This is a genomic window from Streptomyces sp. NPDC012508, assembly GCF_042902595.1.
In the GTDB taxonomy this organism is placed as follows: domain Bacteria; phylum Actinomycetota; class Actinomycetes; order Streptomycetales; family Streptomycetaceae; genus Streptomyces.
The window spans coordinates 499,196-515,712 of record NZ_JBIBEO010000002.1 but is presented as its reverse complement, the minus strand read 5'-3'; the positions used below and the strand labels follow the sequence as shown (position 1 = coordinate 515,712).

Sequence of the window (16,517 nt, the reverse complement as noted above, 5' to 3'; positions counted from 1 at the left end):
GTGTGCCGGGAAGTCTGGTCGGCGTCCGAGGGCCTGTGTGCCCGTTTGCCGACATGCCCCGGAGGTCCCTTCCCGTGACTCAGGCACGCCCCCGCAAAGTCATCTTCGGACTGCTGCCGTGGCCCGAACGCCAGGCCGTCACCGAAGCCCTGCGCACGGAGACCGTCGGCGGTCTGGTCCTCCTCGCGGCGGCCGTCGTCGCGCTGGTGTGGGCGAACAGTCCGTGGAGCGAGGCGTACGAGTCCGTACGGGACTTCCACTTCGGCATCCCCGCGCTGGGCCTGGACCTGTCTGTCGGGCACTGGACGGCTGACGGTCTCCTTGCGGTCTTCTTCCTGGTGGCGGGCATCGAGCTGAAGCGCGAGCTCGTCGTCGGCGAACTGCGTACCCCCGCCACGGCCGCCCTCCCCGTCGTCGCGGCCCTGTGTGGCATGGCGGTACCCGCGGCGCTCTATGCGCTCACTGCCGCCGCGGGCGGCGGAAGCCTCGACGGCTGGGCCGTGCCGATGGCCACCGACATCGCCTTCGCGCTCGCGGTCCTGGCGGTCATCAGCACCCATCTGCCGTCCGCGCTCAGGGCGTTCCTGCTCACGCTGGCCGTGGTCGATGACCTCGGTGCGATCCTGATCATCGCGATCTTCTTCACCTCGGACCTCAACTTCTTGGCCCTGGGTGGCGCGTTCGCCGGCCTCGCCCTCTTCTACGCCCTCCAACGCTTCCGGGTACGCGGCTGGTGGTGGTACGTGCCGCTCGGCGTCGCGACGTGGGCGCTGATGTACAACTCCGGTGTCCACGCCACCGTCGCCGGCGTGGCCATGGGCCTCATCCTGCGCACCACCCGCGACAAGGGAGAGACAGCCTCCCCGGGAGCGCGCGTCTCGCACCTCGTCCACCCCGTCTCGGCGGGCGTGGCCGTCCCCCTCTTCGCGCTGTTCGCCGCCGGCGTCACTGTGTCAGGGGGCGCGCTGACCCGCGTGTTCACGGATCCCGAGCCCCTCGGCGTCGTCATCGGCCTCGTCGCGGGCAAGATCCTCGGCATCTTCCTCGGCACGTACCTCGCCGCGCGCTTCACCAGAGCGCAGCTCAACCCCGACCTCGCCTGGGCCGATGTCTTCGGACTCGCGACCCTGGCCGGAATCGGCTTCACCGTCGCCCTCCTGATCGGCGAACTCGCCTTCCCCGACCCGGCTACAGGTGAGCACATCAAGGCCGCCGTCCTCGTCGGCTCGCTCATCGCCGCGGTCCTCGCCGCCGTTCTCCTGCGTCGTCGTAACCGCGTCTACAAGAGCCTTTACGAAGAGGAGGAGCGCGACGACGACGCCGATGGCATCCCCGACATCTACCAGACCGGCTCGCGCACCGGTGCGGCGGACGGGGGGTAGCGGCTGTGGGATCCGCAGTGCTCGGAGTGGCGATCATCATCGCCCTGCTGGTCATTCGTACGGCCGTCCACGAGCTGAGAGTTCCCGGGAGCGGGGCACGGCAGTGGGCGTTCCTCCGCGAGCCTTGGGCGCTCGCAGTGGGCGCGCTCACAGGGTCTGTTCTCGGCGTGATCGGCTGGGCGTCGATAGGCCCTGCGAGCATGCCGTGGGCGGTCCTCGCCGGACTGCTGGTCGCCGGCCTCGCTGCCCGGCCATGACACGAAGCGAGCGGCTCCGTGAAGGTATCCATCGGAGCGCTGCTGCTCGTGCTCGAAGGCGGGGCCCTGTTCCGGGGCTTCGGAGGGGCGCGGAGACATCGGGGGACGATCTCGACGGCGGCTGTCGAGGATCGCTGGGCCGCCCCCGGTGAGGACCGAACCAGTGGCACATTGCCGCCTTCCGGCAACCACACCCGCCTCCGGCTGCCCGTCAAGGACCTGTCAACATCGCGTAAGAAGCGTATAAGGTCGCTAGCGGTGTGCCGGGAAGCCTGGTCGGCGAGCAGGGGGAGAGCTCCCTCTGTTCTTACGTGTCGATCGGGGGACTTCTGCCATGGGGCTCGTCGTCGTCTTCGGGGCCGCGCTCCTCATCGCGGTCCTGCTCTCCGGGCTCGCCGCCCGTACCGTCCTGTCGACCTCGCTGCTCTTCCTCCTCGGCGGGGCGCTGGTCAGTGACGGATTCCTCGGGCTGATCCACATCACTCCCGACAGTGAGATCGTGTCGGTCACAGCCGACCTCGCGCTGTTCGCCGTCCTGTTCACCGACGGGATGCACGTCTCCTTCGCCAGGCTCCGGGCCAACTGGCGCAACCCCGCCCGCGCGCTCGGCCTCGGTATGCCGCTCGCGTTCGTGGGCATGGCGCTGATCACCCACTACCTGGTGGGCCTGGATTGGACGACGTCGTTCCTCGTCGGAGCGGTCCTCGCGCCGACCGACCCGGTCTTCGCCTCGGCGATCGTGGGGCGCAAGGAGGTTCCGGCCCGGCTGCGTGAACTGCTCAATGTGGAGAGCGGCATCAACGACGGACTCGCGCTGCCAGTCGTCCTGATCCTCATCGCCGCAGCCGGTCCGAGCTCGCCCCATGCCGAGGCGTCCCTCGGCATGATCGGCCTGGAGCTGGGCCTTGGTCTCGTCTTCGGTGTCCTGATGCCGCTGATCGTCAGCGGGCTCATAAGGTTCCGGCTGCTGGGGGCCGAGCCCAAGCTCCAGCCCCTGTTGCCGCTGGCCATCGGCGTCATCCTGTACGCCGCCGGCCACCTCACCCACGCCAACCCCTACCTCGCCGCCTTCTCCGCGGGCGCGGTCCTCGCAGCCGTCTCGCCAGAGTCCCAGAAGGCGTTCGAGCCGTTGGGCGAGTCCCTGGCGGAGCTCGCCAAGTTCGCCGCTCTCTTGGTGTTCGGCGCGCTGCTCACCCCGCAGCTCTTCGGGGACCTGTCTCTCGGCGGGTACATGGTGGTGATCCTCGCGATCGTGCTGATCCGCCCCGCGTCACTGCTCCTGTCGCTGCTGGGCACGAGGATCGACCGCCGGGAGAAGCTCGTCGCGGCCTGGTTCGGCCCGAAGGGATTCGCCTCGGTCGTCTACGGACTGCTGGTCCTCCAGGCCGGCATCCCGCAAGGACAGGAGGCGTACACCCTCATCGCCGTCTGCATCGCCTTCTCGATCATCGCCCACAGCAGTACGGACGTCCCGATCGCCCGCCTGTTCCACGTGGACGACCTCGTCGAGGCCGGCGGCGAGGGGGCAAAGACATGCGCAACGATCACCACCACGGAAGCGAGCGCTCATGCACGCACGTGACCTCGCTCGCCGTTGCGCTTCCGTGTCCGCCGACGAGTCCGTGCTCCGAGCTGCCGAGCTCCTGGCCGGCGACGAGACGCCCGCCCTCCTGGTGGTGACGCGGGAGGGCCATCCGATCGCTTTCCTGGAAGGGCATCACCTCCTGGCAGGGATGCTGCCCGATGCGGTGCGTGAAGACCCTCTGCGTGCCACTGTGCTCGCCGGCCGCCTCGACGGCGAAGTCCGCCAGAACATGACCGCGTTGACGGTCGCCGATGTCCTGCCCCGGCGGCGTCCCGCCCTCGTCAGCCCGCACGCCTCACCCCTGCAGATGGCCGCCCCGTCATGGCCCGGAGCGGCAGCCCAGTCGTCGCCGTCGTCGAGTACGACGGCGACGACCGCCCGAGTCTGCTGGGGACGGTCATAGCAGCCGCGCTGCTCGCCTGCTTCCCCTGACCATCTCGATGCCCGACTACGGAGGAACGTCCTGTGAATCACGATGACGAGCCCGTCTTCAAGAAGAGCTCATGGGGGACGAACCGCTACACCTACAACCCCCGCAACCCCATTGGCCTCGGCCTGATCATCGCCAGCTCGGTCTTCGCCATCCTCATGCTCGTGATGATGGAGAACCGTGCCGGGCCCTTCGCTCCGTCACCCACGCCGACCTGGAACCCGCCCACGTACACGTACGAACCGCCGACGTACGCCCCCTCCGCACAGCCGTGAGAAGCCTCAGCGGTCGGCAGCCTCCAGCCGGACGAACGGGACCTGCTCACACGATGCGCGAAGTCCGGGGTTAGGGACTCGATGTCGCCCTGGAGGACGGGCAGGCAGGGGTTCCGTCAGGGGCGGACGCTCCCCGTGGTGGGTCCGGGTGAGGCGTCGGTGCCGTGCGTCCCGGGGGTGCCTTGCTGAGCCTCAACCGGTCGGCTCTCGGTGACCTGGTAGGTGGCCTCCTGGGCGGAGCGCTCGCTCTTCATCGCCTTTGACTCGCTCTTGAGGATGCGGGCCGCCTTGCCCGCGTTACGGGCGAGCTCCGGCAGCTTCTTGGCGCCGAGAAGGACGATGACGACGATCAGGAGGATCGCTATCTCGCTGATTCCGAACACTGTGTTCCGCTCTCTGGTGGGGTGGCCATCTGGCTCGGTGTCTCAGACGCTGACGCCGAAGTCCGTCGCGATTCCGGTGAGTCCGGAGGCGTATCCCTGGCCCACGGCGCGGAACTTCCACTCGGTGCCGTGACGGTAGAGCTCGCCGAAGATCATCGCGGTTTCGGTGGCGGCGTCCTCGGAGAGGTCGTAGCGGGCGAGTTCCGCTCCGCCGGCCTGGTTCACGACGCGGATGAAGGCGTTGCGGACCTGGCCGAAGCTCTGACCGCGGTTCTCGGCGTCGTGGATGGAGACGGGGAAGACGATCTTCGTGATGTCGGCGGGCACGGCGGCCAGGTCGACCTTGATGGCCTCGTCGTCACCGTCGCCCTCGCCGGTGATGTTGTCGCCCGTGTGCTCGACCGAGCCGTCCGGGCTGGTGAGGTTGTTGTAGAAGACGAAGTGCCGGTCGGAGGCGACCTTGCCCGCGTCGTTGACGAGCAGGGCGCTCGCGTCGAGGTCGTAGTCCGTCCCGGTGGTCGTGCGGACGTCCCAGCCGAGGCCCACCAGGACCGCGGTCAACCCCGGCGCCTCCTTGCTCAGCGAGACGTTGCCGCCCTTGGCGAGGCTCACACCCATGTCGTCTTCCTTCCGGGCCGTAGCGTGCTGGAGCCATTAAATCTACAGTGATGTAGAAGGTTCGGGAAGTGCGGAGTGTCGCGGTGGTCCGCGCCCCCTGCTGTAGGACATCGTCACCAACGCCACAGAAACAGAAGCGGGCAGGACCGTGTCGTCTCAGTACGATGAACCGCCCCACAATGGCGGTACGAGTCGGCGGGAGAGTGGCGGCATGACGGAACACAAGCGGGAGGGGCGCGACACGCCTCCCCGGCGGCGGGGCCAGGGCGAACTCGAAGCGCAGGTTCTGACCGCCTTGCGTCAGGCCCACGGCGCCCGCACCGCGGGATGGGTGCAGGAGCGCCTCGGCGGTGACCTCGCCTATACGACCGTCATCACGATCCTGACGCGTCTGCACACCAAGGGTGCGGTGAGCAGGGAGAGGGTGGGGCGTTCGTTCGAGTGGACGGCTGTCGCGGACGAGTCCGGGCTCGCGGCGCTGCGGATGCGGAAGGTCTTGGACGCCGAGGCGGACCGGAAGGCGGTGTTGGCCAGCTTTGTGACCGCGCTCTCACCCCGCGACGAGCGCCTGCTGCGCGACCTGCTGGCTCAGGAGCCCGAGGAGGGGGAAGACTGACGCCATGGGGGTCTTCGTCTTCCTGCCGCTGGTCCTGCCCCTGACGGCATGGCCGGTCGCACGTCTTGCCGCACACCACCTGCACCCGCGGATGGCCACCTGGCTGCTGACCGGTGTCTCCGGCGTGCTCGCCGTATGCAGCACCCTGTGCCTGGCGCTGCTGATGGTCGTCGGCACCGCGCAACTGCCAGGCAACCCGCTGCCGGACGGCTGGTCCGACCCTGAGGTCCGTGCGGCCGTCCCCTATGACGAGGTCGCGGGCAAGGTCGCCATCCCGACCCTGATCGCCGTTCTCGCCTCCTGTGTCAGGGCGGCGTGGCGGCACCACCGCGTACGCCGCCGCGCCGGCCGGGCGCTGGCGGGCCTGCCCGCCACATCGGTCGTGGTACTGCCGGACCAGACGCCCTACGCATACGCCCTCCCCGGCCGGAGGAACCGCGTCGTGGTCACGACCTCGATGCTCGCTACGTTGACGGGGCCGGAGCGTCGCGCGCTGTTCGCCCACGAGCGTGCCCATCTGGATGCTCGCCACCACAGGTTCCTGCTGACCGTGCAACTCGCCGCGCGGGCCAACCCGTTCCTGCGGCCCCTGCGCACGGCGGTCACCTACACCAACGAGCGCTGGGCGGACGAGGAGGCCGCCACCCGGATCGGCAGCCGCCGCACCGTGGCCCGGGCGGTCGGCAAGGCCGCGCTGGTCTCCCGGGGCGCGCCGTCCGTGACGCTCGCGGGATTCGCCTCGGCCGGACCTGTGCCGCGCCGCGTCGCGGCTCTGATGGGCCCTGCTCCCACCGCACGCCTCTGGCCGTCCTTGTTCACCACTGCCGGCCTGGCCGCGTGGGGCGCGGCGGCCGGTACGACGGTCTCCGCCCTTTCCTCGGCGAACTCGGCCGTCACGCTTTTCCTGATCCTGAAGGCGGCTACCCCGCTCTAAGGCTGTCCCGTCAGTGATCTTGCTATCTGGTGTTCCTGGGCGCGGTTGTCGCACTTCACCGAGCTGAAGACCGACCCGTGCGCCCCGGGCTGGAGCTGCCCGCAGACCTTTGCACCGCCAGGCCGGCGCCCGGTCCACGCCATGATCCATCGTCGGCCGCGCCTCGATACGGGCGATGCCGCAGAATCGAAGAAAGGGGCCGGCGCGGCGCCGGCCATGGGGAATGGCCGACATGCTCGATGTCCCGCTCTGGCTGTGGGCAGCGTTCGCCATCACGGTGGTGGTGTCGCTGGTCGTGGACCTGCTGGCCCACCGCACGGCGCATGTCATCGGGTTCAAGGAGGCCGCCGCCTGGAGCGGGCTGTGGGTCGGCCTCGCTCTGATCTTCGGCGCCGTCGTCTTCGTCGTCCTCGGCACGACCGCGGGAACCGAGTACACCACCGCCTGGCTACTGGAGAAAAGCCTCTCGGTCGACAACCTATTCGTCTTCGCCGTGATCTTCGCCTACTTCAGAGTCCCCCGCGCCTACCAGCACCGGGTCCTGTTCTTCGGCGTCATCGGTGCCCTGGTCTTCCGTGGCGTCTTCCTCTCCCTCGGCGTCGCCGTGGTCAGCCGCTTCACCGCGGTCCTGTTCGCCTTCGCCGCCGTTCTCTTCTACAGCACCTACAAGCTCCTCAAGGAGGAAGAGGGCTCCTTCGACCCCGGCAGGAGCTTCGCCGTGCGGGCCCTCAGGAAAGTGATCCCCGTACGGGACGAGTACGCCGGGGCGAAGTTCTTCGTCAAGGAGGCCGGCAAGCGTGTCGCCACGCCGCTGCTCGCCGTGGTGGCCGCGATCGAGGCGGCCGACCTGATCTTCGCGGTCGACAGCGTCCCGGCCGTCCTGGCGGTCAGCGACGACGCCTTCATCGTCTACACGAGCAACGCCTTCGCGATTCTGGGCCTGCGTGCCCTGTACTTCATGCTCTCCGGCCTTCTGGACCGATTCCACTACCTCAACACCGGCCTCGCCATCATCCTGTCGTTCATCGGCGTCAAGCTCATCCTCCAGGCGTCCCACAAGTTGATCAGCCCCGCGATCCCTGAGATCCCCTCTCCGGTGAGTCTGGCCGTCATCGTCGCCGTCCTGGCTGCCTCCGTCTTCCTCAGCATCCGTCGGCCCGTCACGCCCGAGCCCGATCGACTTCACGACGCAAGCGGTGATCACCAGGCCGTCGGTCCCGGCCCGGACGACGACACCCCTCAGCCGGATGACCCCACCGGTGCTGGGCCCGACCAGCAGCCGGACCCACCGACGTTCTGAGAAAAAGACAGGCCCCACGATCAAGCCCGATCCACCGATAAGCGACTATTGTTAAAGAATGGGCAAAAAAGAGCACGAGACCGGGCCGCGAGGCTCGCTGCATTGCCCGGTCTGCAATCACCGTGTAGACGCGATCATCAAGGGACGGCACAAGTCGCTCGGGGTCTACGTGCCGGCGTGGGCCCCAGGCCCCTGCCGCAACCCCGACTGTCCCGAGCACGTGTCGGACCCCGAGCGCACCAAGGCCCAGGGTCAGCCGTAGAGGTCTACCCGCGGAGGCGGGGGGCCGGGTCGCGCTCGGCTACGTGGCCGCGGGTGGGGGTGCCGCCCTCCGGAATCCTGCACCGTCCACAGAAAACCGCGGTCAGTGGCGGGTGGAAGGGCGAGGGCCCGCGACGACGGGACGGGCCCCCACCCTGGACGGGCGACTACAGGTCGAACTCGTGCGGCGGGAGGTCGAGGGCGAAGCACGCCTCCCGTACGACCGCCTGCTCGTCCTTGTCGAAGTCGCCGTCGGCTCCACCGATGATGATGCCGATCTGGATGACGGCGCGGGCCTCGGCGGGCTTCTTCTTCGCCTTGGCCACCTCCTGCAGGACGCTGACCTTGCCGAAGTCGAAGTCGGCGGTGAGCTTGTTGCAGTTGTCGTCGAAGCGGCGTTGGAGGTCCTCCGCGGGGAAGTTCTGCAGCACCTCGTTGTTCATGATGAGCTGGGCGACCTTTTGCCGCTCAGAGGGGTCGATGCTGCCGTCGGCGGCGGCGACGAGCGCGCACATCGCCATGCTGGCGTCCCGGAAGGCGCCGCTCTTCAGGTCGTTCTTCTTCGCCATGAGCTGGGTCTGCATCGTCGATGCGGACTCCTTGATGCGGTCCCACAGGGCCATTTCAGAACTCCGTTACGTGTCGGAGGTGGTCCAGGCCGGATGAGGGACGGCCCGGACCACCCACATCTTCTACATTGATGTAGAAGCTATCAGGGTTGGGTATGGCCGGCATCGTTCCGGTCAATTCCCTCAGGCCCACGGCATGAGAGGGGTGACCTCCTTGGCGAGTCGTCCGTCGAGGTCCGCGCCGCGAACGACGACCTCCCCCGCCGAGTCGAGCAGTACGTACGCACCCGGCCCGGTGATTCCGAACCGTTCCCAGATGCGCCGATCCGGATCCGTCAGGTGGCGCACATGCCGCGTGCCCGTGGAGGCGATGAACTCGTCCATGAAGGCAGCCCCTCCCGCCCCGGCGATGCCGACGACGTTGATCTCTCCTTCGTACAGGTCTGCCGTCATCACGGTCTCGGGGCCCTGGGCGCGGCACTTGGCGCACGACGGCTCCCAGAACCACAGAACCGCGGGCTTGCCGGCGAGCTGTGAACCCTCGAACGGACGGCCGTCGAGGGCTGTGCCGGTGAATCGGAGGACGTCCGGGACGACGCCCGGGTTCGCACCGCCGGCGGCCCGTCGGGCGGACGGGCCGTCCGTCGGCGTCGCATGGTCCTGACCGCATGCTGATGCGGTCAGTACGGCGGCCGCGATGAGGGCGAGGAGGCGGGCTCGCATGGCGGGCTCCTGGGGGAGAGGTGGCGTCCCTGTGCCCCCCGAGCGCGAAATCTACAGTCCCGTAGAGGTGATGCCGGTGGACACGCTCGCAGACGCGTACCGGATGGCCCGGGTGGACGTACGGCGTGGAGCTTTCGGCGGTCGTGGGGAGGGCCCACGGCCGGAAGCGGCCGCGGGCCCAGGGTGCACCCGGGCGACCGCCCGGCAGGCTCAACTCAGCCTTCGGCGCCTTCCTCCTCGTCGCCCTCGAAGAAGTCGCCGATCTCGTCGACGGCTTCGGCCGCGACCATTCCGCCGACGACACCCACGGCGAGCCCGGCCGCACCTGCCGCGACCGCCGTGCCCATGCCTGGCCCGGAGCGGTGCCCGTGCCCGTCACCGTGGCTGTGGCCGTAGGCGTCGTGGGATCCATACGAGGAGTGCGATCCGTACGAGGCGCGGTGCTCGATGAGTTGCCTCATCCAGGATTCGACCTCGGCGTTCCAGTTCACCTGCTCGACGCCATGGTGGCTGACCGTGTGGCGGTTGACGGCGTCGTGGCCCTCGGAGAGGAAGCCGCCGCGCTTGTCGGCCTCCAGGACGACCTCCATTCCGGCCGGACCGGCGAGGAAGGTCACCTCGATCTCGTTCACCTGGTGCGCGTACTGCGGCGCTGGGGTGATCTCGATCTCCTGGTGGAACGGCAGCTGCTGGCCGGTTCCCCGGATGTGGCCGAGTTCGAGGTCGGCCGACTTGAAGCCGAAGCCGAGCTGGCCGAGGGCTTCGAGGATCGCCTCCTGGGTCGGCAGAGGCCGTACCGCGAGCAGGTCGAGATCGCCCTTGTCCTTCGCGCCCGCGACGCCGAGCTCGGTCCGCACGCCGAGGGCGATGCCGAGGCCCTGACCGTACAGTTCGGTGATCGGGGTCTCCCAGGGCAGGTTCACGCTGAACGGGACACTGCGCTGCTCGCCCTCGGCGAGGCGGAGGTTGCCGCCGACGGCGAAACGGTCGAACACGACCACCCCCTCGGACTCCCCGTCCTCGTGCTCGGCCTCGACGCGGGCCACCAGTTCGAGGGTGATGTGCTCGATCGTGAAGTCGGCGTTGCCGCCCTTCAGATGGACCTGACCGGTCAGGCTGCCGCCCGGCGTCACAGCGCCCGGGTCGAGGACAGTGTCCACGGCGGGGCCGCCGACACCGAGGGATCCGAGCAGCCGCTTGAACACCATCGTGGCGTTCACTCCTTCTTGCGTACGTGTGTTTCCGAGGTCGCCGCCGGCGTACCGGCGCGGTGGTGTCGCTACTTGCCGGACGTGTCCAGGCCGGCGAGGGCCTGGGCGTAACGGACGTACTTCAGATCGGCGAGGTCCGCGATCGTCTTGACCCCGAACGCCTCCCGAAGGAGTTCGCCGTCCCGGTCCGACACGCCCTTGAGGGCGGCGACGGGTGCCGCGAGGATCTCGGGCAGGCTCTTGTCCGCCCACGCCTTGTCCAGCACGTTGTCCAGGTCGATCGAAGCCATGACAGCCCTCCCAGGGGTAACGGATGAGCGCTTGGCCTGGATCCGTCCGCCGACGCGCGCGTGAGCCGGGCCCCGTGCTCTCTACATCACTGTAGAAGAATAGGGGTGGGGCGCCTCAACGGAGGGGCGCACAGAGGTGCTTCGGAGAGAAAGTCCGAAAGATGTGTGTGGAGAAGGGCTGCGACCGGCTCCACTGCGAGGAAGGTGGCGACGTGATGGACGGGCCCCAGAATGCTCACCCGACCGACAAGGACGACCCTGCCCGCCGACCCCGCGGCACGATGGCGGCGTTGGCGATGCCGCTCGGCCTCCTGGCCGGCATCCTCCTCGGCATGGCCCTGCTCGACGACGTCGGACTCGGTATCGCCCTGGGGCTGGGGGCGGGCGCGGTCGCCGCCGGTGCCGGATCCATGGGCTGGGGTCGCCCCGTACGGGACGCAGAGGGATAGCGGGGCACCTCCACGCAGTGGCACAGCGACACTGGGGGGAGCGGATCGGCGGGCGCCCGTCAGGCGCTCGACGTCCTGGAGGCGGAGCTGGCCGGCGTTCCGGCGCCCGGGCGCCCGCCGGCCCACGGCCTACCAGCGCCAGGGTGCCCGGCTCTCGATGCGTGTTTGCCTTTCCTTTACAGTGGTGTAGAAGCCTGAGTGCTTGCCTGTCCACCCGATTCCGCCCGAGGACGAGAAGGAATGAGCGACCCGCAATGGGTGAGCCTCCCAGTACCAGCCGTGCCACCGCCTGCCCGGACGAGTCGAGCCAAGGAGCGGGGGTGGCACGGTGACCGAAGTGCTTCTGCTGCTTCTGGCCCTGGCCCTCACGCTGGCGTGCGCGGTGTTCGTGGCGGCCGAGTTCTCCCTCACCACCGTCGAGCGCGGTGAGCTGCAGCGGGCCGTCGAGGCGAAGGAGCGAGGCGCCGAAGGTGCGCTGCGCGCCGTTCGACGGCTGACCGTTCAGCTCTCCGGCGCCCAGCTCGGTATTACTGTCACCTCGCTGGTGATCGGCATGCTCGCCGAGCCCTCCCTTGCGGCGCTGTTGCGTGGCCCCCTGGAAGCGCTCGGTCTGCGCGGTGCGGCTTCCTCGATCGCCACCGTCCTCGGGGTCGCGATCTCCACGGTCGTGTTGATGGTCGTCGGCGAGCTCGTCCCGAAGAACTGGGCGATCTCGCGCCCGCTGGCCGTGGCGAAGGTCGTGGCCGGACCCCAGCGGGGGTTCACCGCGGCATTCGGGCCGTTCATCCGGCACCTCAACAACACCGCGAACCGGTTCGTACGCCGCTTCGGCCTGGAGCCGGCCGAGGAACTGGCCACTGTCCGCACCCCCGCCGAGCTGGCGTCCCTGGCCCGGCACTCGGCCGCCGAGGGCGTCATCGAGGCGGACTCCGTCGAGCTGTTCGTCCGGACGCTCCACCTGAGCGAGCTGACGGCGGAAAACGTGATGACCCCGCGCGTCGACGTTCGCGCGCTGGAGGCCCAGGCCACGGCCGCGGACGCCGCGAACCTCACGTACGCCACCGGCCTGTCCCGCTTCCCGGTCTACCGGGTCTCGCTGGACGACGTGATCGGCACCGTCCACATTCGTGACGTCCTCGCCCTGGAACCGGCCGCCCGCGTGGCCACTCCGATCACCGAGCTGGTGACCGAGCCGTTGCTCGTGCCAGAGACGCTGGCCGCCGACCGGCTTCTGGAGCGGATGCGGGAGCACCGGACGATGGCGGTCGTGATCGATGAGTACGGCGGGATGGCCGGCGTGGCGACGGTGGAGGACATCGTCGAGGAGGTCGTCGGCGAGGTACGCGACGAGCACGACCCCGTCGAAATCCCCGACCTGCTGCCCGCGCCGCCGACCGAGGACGGCCGGGCCACCTGGGAGGCCGACGGAGGTGTACGGATCGACGAGCTCGCCCGGATAGGACTGCGGGCGCCGGACGGCCCGTACGAGACGGTTGCCGGCCTGATCGCAACCCGGCTTGGCCGCATCCCCGCCCAGGGCGACGCGATTTTGCTGGACGGCTGGCGGCTCGACGTTCTCGACATCGAGCACCACCGGGCGGACCGGATCCACATCACCGAGCCCGACCGCCTTGCGGATCACAAGCACGCCGGGGTGGCCCGATGACCGCTGTCCAGATCGCCATCGGCTTCCTGACGCTCCTGACAAACGCGTTCTTCGTCGGCGGCGAGTTCTCCTTGATCTCCGTACGGCGCAGCCAGATCGAGCCGCTGGCCCGTGAGGGCGACCGGCGTGCCCGCATGACCCTGTGGGGCCTGGAGCACATCTCGGCGGTGATGGCCACGGCCCAGCTGGGCATCACCGCCTCCTCGCTGGTGCTCGGCGCGGTCGCCGAACCGGCCATCGCTCACCTCCTGGAGCCCGTCTTCGAGGCGACGCACGTGCCTCACGGCCTGGTCCACCCGATCGCGTTCGTCATCGCGCTCACCCTGGCGACGTACGCGCACATGCTGATCGGCGAGATGGTCCCGAAGAACATCGCGCTTGCCGCCCCCGTACGGACCGCGCTGCTGCTCGGCCCGCCGTTGGTCGCCCTGACCCGGGCCCTGAAGCCGGTCGTCTTCGGGATCAACGCCTTCGCCAACGCCCTGCTGCGCCTCCTTCGAGTCGACCCGAAGGACGAGGTCGGCTCCGTCTACACCGACGGCGAACTCGCCCGGATGGTCCAGGACACCAGCGAGGCCGGGCTGCTCTCGCCCGCCGACGGCGAGCGGCTGCGCGACGCCCTGGAGCTGGGGACCCGGCCGGTCGGCGAGATCCTCGTCCCGGCGGCCCGGATGGTCACGGTGGATCACCGGATCACGCCTGCCGAGGTGGAGCGGGCGGCGGCACGCGCCGGCTACTCCCGCTTCCCGGTCACCGGGCCGACCGGTGCCGTCCTGGGCTACCTGCACATCAAGGACACCCTCGGCGTCGTCGACCGCGACCGGCCGTTCCCGCGCACCGCGTTCCATGCCGTGACCCGTGTTCGTATCGATACTCCGCTGGACGACACGCTCACCGCGCTGCGGGCGGCCGACAGCCATCTTGCCGCCGTCACGGGTGAGGCCGGCACCGTCCTCGGCTACGTGACGATGGAGGACGTCTTGGAGGAGCTGGTCGGCCCTGCCGCCGCGTGATCCCGCGCGGCCCGTCGCGTACGCCCCGATACTTCAGTCCGACCCCTTGTGTGAGGAGCACCTTCTTGTCCGCCAGATCGACGCACCCCTACGTGATGGGGTGCGGTAGCCGATGAACGCCGCTCTCGGCCTGCTGGCCGTCCTCGTGCTGACCGCCGGCACCGGCTATTTCGTCGCCCAGGAGTTCGCCTACGTCGCCGCCGACCGCATCGCGCTCGCCGGCGAGGCAGCGGCCGGCGACAAGCGGGCCGCTCGCGCGCTGAAGGTCCTCGAACGGCTCTCCTTCATGCTCTCCGGCGCCCAGCTCGGCATCACCGTCACCGGTCTGGTCGTCGGATTCCTGGCCGAGCCGTCGGTCTCGGCGCTCCTCAAGCCCGCGCTGGAGGGGACGGGGCTTTCCGAGGGCGCCGTCTCCGTGATCTCCGTCGTTCTCGCCTTCGTCGTGGCGACCGTGCTGCAGATGGTCCTCGGCGAACTGGCCCCGAAGAACCTGGCCCTTGCCGTGCCCGAGCGGCTGGCCAAGTCGCTGGCCTCCTCCACTCTCGTCTACTTGAAGGCGGTCGGACCGGTCGTCCGCGTCTTCGACGGCGCCGCCAACAAGCTGCTGCGCAAGGTCGGCATCGAGCCGGTCGAGGAACTGCACCACGGGGCCACGCTGGAGGAGCTCAGCCATCTGATCGGCGAGTCCCACGAGCAGGGCGAGCTGCCGCCCGCCACCGCCGAGCTCCTCGACCACGCCCTGGAGTTCTCCGAGCGGACCATGGACGAGGTCATGGTGCCCCGCGTGGACGCCGTGTTCGTACGCAAGGGCGCCACGCTCACCGAGGCCGTCGAGCTGATCGCGAAGTACGGCCATTCGAACTACCCCGTCGTGGGGGATCACCCGGACGACGTCGCCGGCGTTCTTGGCGTGAACGAGCTGATGCGCCTGCCGGCCGCGGGCTTCGAGACGACGACTGCGGGGGAGGCGGCGCGACGGCCGCTTCTGCTCCCTGACACGCTCCCGCTGCCGCAGGCGGTGGCGCAGATGCGGGAACGGGACGACGAGTTCGCGGTCGTCCTGGACGAGCACGGCGGCGTCGCCGGCGTCGTCACGTACGAGGACATCGCCGAGGAGCTGGTCGGCGACATCGCGGACGAGACCGACACCGTCGTCGCCCTCGCGGTGCCCGACGGCGACGGCTGGCGCGTCGACGCGGGCCGTCGTCTCGACGAGGTCGAGGACGCCACCGGCATCGCCCTGCCCGAGGAGGAGGACTACGACACCGTGGCCGGCCTGATCATCGACCGCCTCGGCCGCTTCCCGACGATCGGCGACCGGCTCACCGTCGACGACGTCCGCATCGAGGTCCTGAGCCTCGACCGTCACGTCCCCGAACGCGTACGCATCGAGCGTGTCCAGCAGGCCGCAGAGGAGACCCAGGCATGAGCTTCCCCATGGCTCTCTTCGTCACCGTCCTGCTGCTGATCGGCAGCGGCTTCTTCGTCGCCGCCGAGTTCGCGCTCGTTGCCGCCAAGCGGCACCGCATCGAGAAGGCCGTCGCGGACGGGCAGCGCGGAGCGAAGGCCGCGCTCGCCGGCATGCGTGAGCTCTCGCTGATGCTCGCGGGCGCCCAGCTCGGCATCACCATCTGCACACTGGGGCTCGGCTCGATCTCCAAGCCGGCCATCTCCCACGAGCTCGACCCCCTGCTGGTCGACCTGGGCCTGCCCACGGCCCTCAGTTACGGCATCGCCTTCGCCATCGCCATGATCATTGTTGTGTTCCTTCACATGGTCCTCGGCGAGATGGCCCCCAAGTCCTGGGCCATCGCCCACCCCGAGCGCTCGGCGATGCTGCTCACCCCGGCTTTCCGTGCCGTGGTCAAGGCCGTGCGCCCTCTGCTCTGGGTGCTCAACAAGGTCAGCAACGCTCTCGTACGGATGTGCCGCGTCCAGCCTCGCGACGAACTGGCCGCCGTCCACAACCGTGAGCAGCTCACCCACCTAGTGGAGGAGTCGGAGCGGCTGGGCCTGATCAACAAGACGGACTCGCAGCTGATCACCCGCTCCCTGACCGAGCCCCAGACCCCGGTCGCCGAACTCCAGACCCCGGCTGCCGACATCATCACCGTCCCGGCCGGAGCCGGCCTCGACGCGGTCCTCGCCCGCGCCTCCGAAACCGACCGCGCCCGCCTCCTCGTCCGCGACGGAGACCGGATCCTCGGCTCGGTCCACGCGCGCGACGCCCTGGTCGCCCGCACCCGCGGCCGGACCCTGACCGCAGGCGCCCTGGCCCGTCCGGTGCCGGAACTGGCCGCCACCGACACGGTCTCCCACGCCGTCGAACAGCTCCGCCAGCGCCGCGCCTCCCTCGCCCTCGTACGGGACGAACAGGGCACGCTCACCGGCCTGATCAGCCTCGACGACCTGCTCGTCCGGATCATGGGGCCGCAGACCGTGTGATTCGCCGATCTCCCTACGATTCCCGCCGCCGTCGCGCATCCCGTGGCGGTGACGGTCGTCCGGGGCGAGGCTGGACATGAGGAATCGGAGGCGACTACCGGCGAACCGGT

General features: G+C 69.4%; 19 protein-coding genes. 12 read left to right on the top strand and 7 right to left on the bottom strand.

Annotated elements, in window-relative coordinates:
- The first annotated feature begins 53 nt into the window (after positions 1–53).
- The 3 genes from nhaA to ACFY8U_RS08415 all read left to right on the top strand — a co-directional run bounded on the left by nhaA (position 54) and on the right by ACFY8U_RS08415 (position 3,221).
- Positions 54–1,382 carry a Na+/H+ antiporter NhaA gene (gene nhaA, locus ACFY8U_RS08425; RefSeq protein ID WP_389567351.1) on the top strand — a complete coding sequence of 443 codons (1,329 nt, stop codon included), beginning with the start codon at positions 54–56 and terminating at the stop codon, positions 1,380–1,382.
- Between the two features lie 5 nt (positions 1,383–1,387).
- On the top strand, positions 1,388–1,639 hold the full coding sequence (locus tag ACFY8U_RS08420; protein WP_389567349.1) for a hypothetical protein: 252 nt from the start codon (positions 1,388–1,390) through the stop codon (positions 1,637–1,639).
- Positions 1,640–1,973: 334 nt separating this feature from the next.
- Positions 1,974–3,221, top strand: coding sequence for a cation:proton antiporter (locus ACFY8U_RS08415; protein ID WP_389567346.1), 1,248 nt, complete (start codon positions 1,974–1,976; stop codon positions 3,219–3,221).
- On the opposite strand, the gene ACFY8U_RS08410 is transcribed toward ACFY8U_RS08415, so the two are convergent.
- On the bottom strand, positions 3,184–3,516 hold the full coding sequence (locus ACFY8U_RS08410; RefSeq protein WP_389567344.1) for a hypothetical protein: 333 nt from the start codon (positions 3,514–3,516) through the stop codon (positions 3,184–3,186). The genes ACFY8U_RS08415 and ACFY8U_RS08410 overlap by 38 nt on opposite strands.
- Before the next feature lie 173 nt (positions 3,517–3,689).
- Between ACFY8U_RS08410 and ACFY8U_RS08405 the strand changes: the two genes are divergently transcribed.
- The gene (locus tag ACFY8U_RS08405) at positions 3,690–3,929 is read left to right on the top strand and encodes a hypothetical protein (protein ID WP_329113317.1); all 240 of its coding nucleotides are present in this window, start codon (positions 3,690–3,692) and stop codon (positions 3,927–3,929) included.
- Between the two features lie 116 nt (positions 3,930–4,045).
- On the opposite strand, the gene ACFY8U_RS08400 is transcribed toward ACFY8U_RS08405, so the two are convergent.
- Positions 4,046–4,312 (bottom strand): twin-arginine translocase TatA/TatE family subunit, encoded by a 267-nt coding sequence (locus ACFY8U_RS08400; protein WP_389567341.1) that lies wholly within the window; start codon positions 4,310–4,312, stop codon positions 4,046–4,048.
- 42 nt (positions 4,313–4,354) lie between these two features.
- Positions 4,355–4,930 carry a TerD family protein gene (locus ACFY8U_RS08395; RefSeq protein ID WP_389567339.1) on the bottom strand — a complete coding sequence of 192 codons (576 nt, stop codon included), beginning with the start codon at positions 4,928–4,930 and terminating at the stop codon, positions 4,355–4,357.
- 211 nt (positions 4,931–5,141) lie between these two features.
- Between ACFY8U_RS08395 and ACFY8U_RS08390 the strand changes: the two genes are divergently transcribed.
- From ACFY8U_RS08390 to ACFY8U_RS08380, 3 genes are all read left to right on the top strand, one after another.
- Entirely contained in the window at positions 5,142–5,546 is a 405-nt protein-coding gene (locus ACFY8U_RS08390) for a BlaI/MecI/CopY family transcriptional regulator (RefSeq protein WP_389567336.1), read from the top strand.
- 4 nt (positions 5,547–5,550) lie between these two features.
- Positions 5,551–6,480 (top strand): M56 family metallopeptidase, encoded by a 930-nt coding sequence (locus tag ACFY8U_RS08385; protein WP_389567333.1) that lies wholly within the window; start codon positions 5,551–5,553, stop codon positions 6,478–6,480.
- Between the two features lie 232 nt (positions 6,481–6,712).
- A complete protein-coding gene (locus tag ACFY8U_RS08380; RefSeq protein WP_389567330.1) occupies positions 6,713–7,780 on the top strand; it encodes a TerC family protein in 1,068 nt (355 codons plus the stop codon).
- Positions 7,781–8,208: 428 nt separating this feature from the next.
- On the opposite strand, the gene ACFY8U_RS08375 is transcribed toward ACFY8U_RS08380, so the two are convergent.
- The 4 genes from ACFY8U_RS08375 to ACFY8U_RS08360 all read right to left on the bottom strand — a co-directional run bounded on the left by ACFY8U_RS08375 (position 8,209) and on the right by ACFY8U_RS08360 (position 10,834).
- On the bottom strand, positions 8,209–8,664 hold the full coding sequence (locus ACFY8U_RS08375; protein ID WP_137992421.1) for a tellurite resistance TerB family protein: 456 nt from the start codon (positions 8,662–8,664) through the stop codon (positions 8,209–8,211).
- A 129-nt stretch (positions 8,665–8,793) separates the two neighbouring features.
- A complete protein-coding gene (locus ACFY8U_RS08370) occupies positions 8,794–9,333 on the bottom strand; it encodes a TlpA family protein disulfide reductase (RefSeq protein ID WP_389567327.1) in 540 nt (179 codons plus the stop codon).
- A 215-nt stretch (positions 9,334–9,548) separates the two neighbouring features.
- On the bottom strand, positions 9,549–10,541 hold the full coding sequence (locus tag ACFY8U_RS08365) for a sporulation protein (RefSeq protein WP_389568268.1): 993 nt from the start codon (positions 10,539–10,541) through the stop codon (positions 9,549–9,551).
- Between the two features lie 71 nt (positions 10,542–10,612).
- Positions 10,613–10,834: a hypothetical protein gene (locus ACFY8U_RS08360; RefSeq protein WP_389567324.1), complete on the bottom strand. Its 222-nt coding sequence runs from the start codon at positions 10,832–10,834 to the stop codon at positions 10,613–10,615.
- Positions 10,835–10,995: 161 nt separating this feature from the next.
- Here ACFY8U_RS08360 and ACFY8U_RS08355 point away from each other — a divergent pair, with 161 nt between their 5' ends.
- From ACFY8U_RS08355 to ACFY8U_RS08335, 5 genes are all read left to right on the top strand, one after another.
- Positions 10,996–11,283: a hypothetical protein gene (locus tag ACFY8U_RS08355; RefSeq protein ID WP_389567321.1), complete on the top strand. Its 288-nt coding sequence runs from the start codon at positions 10,996–10,998 to the stop codon at positions 11,281–11,283.
- Between the two features lie 328 nt (positions 11,284–11,611).
- Entirely contained in the window at positions 11,612–12,949 is a 1,338-nt protein-coding gene (locus tag ACFY8U_RS08350; protein ID WP_389567318.1) for a hemolysin family protein, read from the top strand.
- The gene (locus tag ACFY8U_RS08345) at positions 12,946–13,962 is read left to right on the top strand and encodes a hemolysin family protein (RefSeq protein ID WP_389567316.1); all 1,017 of its coding nucleotides are present in this window, start codon (positions 12,946–12,948) and stop codon (positions 13,960–13,962) included. Before ACFY8U_RS08350 ends, ACFY8U_RS08345 begins: the two co-directional genes overlap by 4 nt.
- A 112-nt stretch (positions 13,963–14,074) precedes the next feature.
- Positions 14,075–15,391, top strand: coding sequence for a hemolysin family protein (locus ACFY8U_RS08340; RefSeq protein ID WP_389567313.1), 1,317 nt, complete (start codon positions 14,075–14,077; stop codon positions 15,389–15,391).
- Positions 15,388–16,407 carry a hemolysin family protein gene (locus ACFY8U_RS08335; protein WP_389567310.1) on the top strand — a complete coding sequence of 340 codons (1,020 nt, stop codon included), beginning with the start codon at positions 15,388–15,390 and terminating at the stop codon, positions 16,405–16,407. Before ACFY8U_RS08340 ends, ACFY8U_RS08335 begins: the two co-directional genes overlap by 4 nt.
- The last annotated feature ends 110 nt before the right edge of the window (positions 16,408–16,517 follow it).

What these genes read in the sequence shown, in the direction of transcription:
- ACFY8U_RS08380 (WP_389567330.1), top strand. Translation starts at nt 6,713, where the DNA reads ATGCTCGATGTCCCGCTCTGGCTGTGGGCAGCGTTCGCCATCACGGTG.
- ACFY8U_RS08355 (WP_389567321.1), top strand. Translation starts at nt 10,996, where the DNA reads ATGTGTGTGGAGAAGGGCTGCGACCGGCTCCACTGCGAGGAAGGTGGC.
- ACFY8U_RS08345 (WP_389567316.1), top strand. Translation starts at nt 12,946, where the DNA reads ATGACCGCTGTCCAGATCGCCATCGGCTTCCTGACGCTCCTGACAAAC.
- ACFY8U_RS08340 (WP_389567313.1), top strand. Translation starts at nt 14,075, where the DNA reads ATGAACGCCGCTCTCGGCCTGCTGGCCGTCCTCGTGCTGACCGCCGGC.
- ACFY8U_RS08375 (WP_137992421.1), bottom strand. Translation starts at nt 8,664, where the DNA reads ATGGCCCTGTGGGACCGCATCAAGGAGTCCGCATCGACGATGCAGACC.
- nhaA (WP_389567351.1), top strand. Translation starts at nt 54, where the DNA reads ATGCCCCGGAGGTCCCTTCCCGTGACTCAGGCACGCCCCCGCAAAGTC.
- ACFY8U_RS08370 (WP_389567327.1), bottom strand. Translation starts at nt 9,333, where the DNA reads ATGCGAGCCCGCCTCCTCGCCCTCATCGCGGCCGCCGTACTGACCGCA.
- ACFY8U_RS08335 (WP_389567310.1), top strand. Translation starts at nt 15,388, where the DNA reads ATGAGCTTCCCCATGGCTCTCTTCGTCACCGTCCTGCTGCTGATCGGC.
- ACFY8U_RS08395 (WP_389567339.1), bottom strand. Translation starts at nt 4,930, where the DNA reads ATGGGTGTGAGCCTCGCCAAGGGCGGCAACGTCTCGCTGAGCAAGGAG.
- ACFY8U_RS08385 (WP_389567333.1), top strand. Translation starts at nt 5,551, where the DNA reads ATGGGGGTCTTCGTCTTCCTGCCGCTGGTCCTGCCCCTGACGGCATGG.
- ACFY8U_RS08360 (WP_389567324.1), bottom strand. Translation starts at nt 10,834, where the DNA reads ATGGCTTCGATCGACCTGGACAACGTGCTGGACAAGGCGTGGGCGGAC.
- ACFY8U_RS08415 (WP_389567346.1), top strand. Translation starts at nt 1,974, where the DNA reads ATGGGGCTCGTCGTCGTCTTCGGGGCCGCGCTCCTCATCGCGGTCCTG.
- ACFY8U_RS08390 (WP_389567336.1), top strand. Translation starts at nt 5,142, where the DNA reads ATGACGGAACACAAGCGGGAGGGGCGCGACACGCCTCCCCGGCGGCGG.
- ACFY8U_RS08365 (WP_389568268.1), bottom strand. Translation starts at nt 10,541, where the DNA reads ATGGTGTTCAAGCGGCTGCTCGGATCCCTCGGTGTCGGCGGCCCCGCC.